The sequence below is a fragment of the Micromonospora sp. ALFpr18c genome, from assembly GCF_008868155.1.
In the GTDB taxonomy this organism is placed as follows: domain Bacteria; phylum Actinomycetota; class Actinomycetes; order Mycobacteriales; family Micromonosporaceae; genus Micromonospora.
Genome location: NZ_WBKR01000314.1, coordinates 1 through 4,068, shown reverse-complemented (window position 1 = coordinate 4,068; position 4,068 = coordinate 1). Strand labels below are relative to the sequence as shown.

The 4,068-nt window shown below is 70.0% G+C and carries 4 protein-coding genes and 1 pseudogene; 2 read left to right on the top strand and 3 right to left on the bottom strand.

All coding sequences use genetic code 11. The features are described from left to right. Positions 1–889, bottom strand: an 889-nt coding sequence (locus tag F8271_RS30265; protein WP_151493210.1) for a Gfo/Idh/MocA family protein, incomplete at its 3' end; no start/stop codon positions are given. A 296-nt stretch (positions 890–1,185) separates the two neighbouring features. Here F8271_RS30265 and F8271_RS30260 point away from each other — a divergent pair. Together F8271_RS30260 and F8271_RS30255 are read left to right on the top strand one after the other, a co-directional pair. Then, positions 1,186–1,578 (top strand): hypothetical protein, encoded by a 393-nt coding sequence (locus F8271_RS30260; RefSeq protein WP_151493209.1) that lies wholly within the window; start codon positions 1,186–1,188, stop codon positions 1,576–1,578. Continuing rightward, positions 1,571–1,987: a hypothetical protein gene (locus F8271_RS30255; RefSeq protein WP_151493208.1), complete on the top strand. Its 417-nt coding sequence runs from the start codon at positions 1,571–1,573 to the stop codon at positions 1,985–1,987. The genes F8271_RS30260 and F8271_RS30255 overlap by 8 nt, the downstream gene beginning before the upstream one ends. A gap of 8 nt (positions 1,988–1,995) precedes the next feature. Here F8271_RS30255 and fabG read toward each other — a convergent pair whose 3' ends face one another. Both fabG and F8271_RS30245 read right to left on the bottom strand, forming a co-directional pair. Beyond that, positions 1,996–2,754: a 3-oxoacyl-ACP reductase FabG gene (gene fabG / locus F8271_RS30250; protein WP_151493207.1), complete on the bottom strand. Its 759-nt coding sequence runs from the start codon at positions 2,752–2,754 to the stop codon at positions 1,996–1,998. Positions 2,755–2,797: 43 nt separating this feature from the next. Next, positions 2,798–3,604 (bottom strand): annotated as a pseudogene (locus F8271_RS30245) (trehalose synthase); the annotation flags it as partial. Between the last annotated feature and the right edge of the window lie 464 nt (positions 3,605–4,068).

Here is a 4,068-nt window from a genome sequence, read left to right as displayed (position 1 = left end):
CGGTTCGGGATTCGGTGCGGGCGGTTTCGGCGGCGGCGATGATGGTGACCACCTCGCGGCCGAAGCGGACGTCGCAGCGGTGGTCGCGGGTGCCGGCGCGTACCTGCTCGACGAGCTGGTCGATCGCGACACCGAACGCCGTGGCCGCGTCGTTCTCGCCGTACGGGACGGTCTCGATGCCGTTCTCGCCGTAGAACACGAACTCGCGGGTCATCGACTCCTGCGGCGCGTCCAGGGAGAGCGAGGCGGCGCTGGTGGCACCGCCCTCGTGGGTGAGCAGCAGGTGGACCATGCCGCTCGGTCCGTCCATCGCCGCCACCCGGGTCACCCGCCCCAGCACCGGCAGCAGGATGGAGAGCGCGTGCGGGGCGATGTCCCAGAGCGCGCCGTGCTCCCGACGCCACAACGAACCGCCGTACGGGCTGCCGTCCTGGAAGATCGACGCGAAGGCGGTGGTCCGCCCGTGCTGCCAACCCCCGGCGGCGGAGGTGGCGGCGAGGAACGCGGTGACGTTCGACTGGAACCGCTGCGTGAAGAAGACCACCGAGGCGACCCCGGACGCCTCGGCGGCGGCGACCACCCGGTCGGCGTCGGCGACGCTGAGCGCCAGCGGCTTGTCCAGCAGCAGGTGCCGGCCTGCGGACGCGGCCCGCACGGCGATGTCGGCCTGGATGTCCGGCGGCAGCGCCACGGCCACCGCCGCACACTGCTCGATCAGCGCGTCGACGTCGGCGTACGCGGGCACCCCGTACCGCTCGGCCAGCGCGGAGGCCCGCTCCGGGTTGCGCCCCCACACGCCGACCAGTTCCGCGTCCGGGTGGGCGTGCAACGCCTTCCCGTGGGTCTCGATCGCCCAGTGACCGGTGCCGAACAAACCGAACCGCAGCACGTGTACCTCCGCTTTTTCCCCGCACCGCGGCAACGCCACGGACGTGATCCACGCTAGTCGCCCCGCTGGTCACACCGGCGGCGGGTCGCCAACCTCGCATGATCGCGCTCGAACCTGGATCGAGTGCCCTCGTCCACGCATCGAAGGCCCTGTTTCCTGGATCGAGCACGATCTTGAGGCGGGACACCGGGGCGCCGCGGGGCGCGCGGGCACGGCGCGGGCGAGGCAGCGTGACCCGGTTACTACAGCGGTTAGTAGGCTGTGCCGGTGACCGAGGCAACGACCGGGTGGGTCCGGTGACCAGCGTGGGCACCGATTCGCCGGTGGACGGGATCGTCGCGACCGTGCCGATCGTGCTGTCGCTGCTCGTGGCGGTGTGGGCGCTGGTGGCGGCGGTACGCCATCGGCCGCCGGACCGGGTGCAGGTCGTCGGTCTGGCCGTACTGGAAGTGGCGTTGCTCGTGCTGAGCGTCCTGGCGCTGGTGGCGGTGGGCGGCGGGGATCGTCCCGGCGAGCCGGGCGCATTCTTCGGCTACCTGGTCACGCTGATCTGCCTGCCGCCGCTGGCCTGGGTGCTGGCCCGGATGGAGCCGACCCGCTGGGGCTCGGCGATCGTGTGCGCGGTCTGCCTGGTGACTCCGGTGGTGGTGGTCCGGTTGCAGCAGACCTGGGAGGTGCTCGGTGGTTGAGGCGGGACCGGCGCGGCGGCGTACGAACTCCGGGCCGGGTCGACTGCTGATCGCCGTCTACCTGCTCTTCGCCATCGCGGCGACGAGTCGGGCGGGCCTGCAGATCGCCACCAAGTTCGACGAGGCGCCGGTGGCGTACCTGCTCTCCGCGCTGGCCGCGCTCATCTACATCGTGGCGGCGGTGGGGCTGGCCCGGGCCGGGCACACCGGCCGGCGGGTGGCCTTGGCCTGCTGTTCGGTGGAGCTGGTCGGCGTGGTCGCGGTCGGCGTCCTGAGCGTGGTCGACCGGGAGCTGTTCCCCGACGAGACGGTCTGGTCGCAGTTCGGCAGCGGGTACGGCTACATTCCGCTGGTGCTGCCGGTGCTCGGCCTGCTCTGGTTGTGGCGCACCCGCCACGACCACGCCTGACCCCTCGGTCAGCCCCGCGGGCCACCGGCGACGTAGATGACCTGACCGGAGACGAAGCCCGCCCCCTCGCTCACCAGGAACGAGATGGTGTGCGCGACGTCCTCCGGCCGGCCCGGTCGGCGTACCGGGATCTCGGCGGCGGCGTGCTTCTGGAGGTCCTCGAAGTCGACCTTCATGCGGGCGGCGGTGGCCGCGGTCATGTCGGTGACGATGAAGCCGGGTGCGACCGCGTTGGCGGTCACCCCGAACGGCCCCAGCTCGATGGCGAGCGTCTTGGTGAAGCCCTGCAGGCCGGCCTTGGCGGCGGCGTAGTTCGCCTGACCCCGGTTGCCCAGGGCGGAGGTGCTGGACAGGTTGACGATCCGCCCCCACCTGCGGTCCACCATGTGCTTCTGGGTGGCCTGGCTGAACAGGAACGCGCCGCGCAGGTGCACACCCAGGACGGTGTCCCAGTCCGCGTTGGTCATCTTGAACAGCAGGTTGTCGCGGAGCACACCGGCGTTGTTGACCAGCACGGTGGGCGCGCCCAGGTCGGCGGCGACGCGCTCCACGGCCGCCTCGACCTGCTCCCGGTCGGACACGTCGGCGCCCACACCCAGCGCCCGGCCGCCGGCGGCGGCGATGGCGTCCACCGTCTCCTTGGTGGCGGCCTCCTCGATGTCGACCACGGCGACGGCCATCCCGTCGGCGGCCAGCCGTCGGGCGGTGGCCGCACCGATACCGCGTGCGGCTCCGGTGACGATGGCGACGCGGGGCTCCTCCGACATGATTACCTCCGGGTAACGTGGGGTCGATCGGAGGAGCTTAACGTCACCAGGCCGACCCTCGGCATAGGCGAATCCACCGGTATCCGTGGCCGGCGACCTTCACCGCGCCGAGCTTGCCCAACTCGCCGTAGCCCCGATCGGCGAGCACGTCGATCGGCAGGTCGGCCTCCGGCTCAAGACTGCTCAGGTCCACCTCGACGTCGTCGGTGCCCAGGTTGTGCACGAAGACCATCGTCCCGGTCGGCCCGTCCGCCCGGTGCGTCAGCACGCCGGGCGGCACCGGCACGTCGATGTGGGTGGTCGAGCCGGAGCCGATCTCCGGCGCCTCGCGCAGCGTACGGATCATGCGCTCGAACCAGGCGAGCAGCGACTTCGAGTCGCTCCGCTGGGCGGTGACGTTGACGTTCTGGTAGCCGAACTCACCCTTGTCGATCACCGGGCGGATCAGCTTCTCATCCTCCGCCGTGGAGAAGCCGGCGTTCGGCTGGTACGACCACTGCATCGGGGTACGGATCGCCTCGCGACCGGGCAGCGACAGGTCCTCGCCCATCCCGATCTCCTCGCCGTAGCGCAGCACCGGAGTGCCCCGCATCGAGAACTGCAGGGCGTACGCCAACTCGATGCGCCGCCGGTCGTTGCCGAGCATCGGGGCCAGCCGGCGGCGGATGCCCCGGTCGTAGATGCGCATGTTCTCGTCCGAGCCGAACTGCGCGTACACCTGGTTGCGCTGTTCGGTCGTCAACCGGGACAGGTCGATCTCGTCGTGGTTCCGCAGGAACGTGGCCCACTGCCCGCCGACCGGAAGCTTCGGGGTGTCGCGCAGCGCCTCGATCAGCGACTCCGGGTCCTGGGGTGTTGGCAAGAACCGCGACACCAGGGGCCAAAAAGATGATCTAGGCGTGAGGGCTGTCGGGGGTGCTGGACGTCGGAATGATCTCCGGCTGCGAAACGTCCTTTGATGAGTCTTGGGGACCTGGTTGAGCACTGGACGTTGGTCGGTGCTGAGCAGGATCTGGTCGCGGCAAAGCACCGCGATACGCAGCTCGGCTTTGCGCTGTTGCTGAAGTTCTACGGCCGGTTCGGCCGGTTCCCGCGCGGCATTGTTTGGGAGTGTCCGGTTTTATCATGGTTTGTTAGATGCCGTAGACGGCGCGAAGGTGGCCTCGCTGCGTATTTTGCCGCTCGGCGGGCCTGTAGGGAGATCTGTGTAACGGAATATGTCGAATTTCCGTTAAGGCCGGTGGAGTCCGGCTAGCACAGATAGGACCGAGTGGATGAGTTATCCGATGGTGGGCCCGGGCGTGCGGGCTGAGC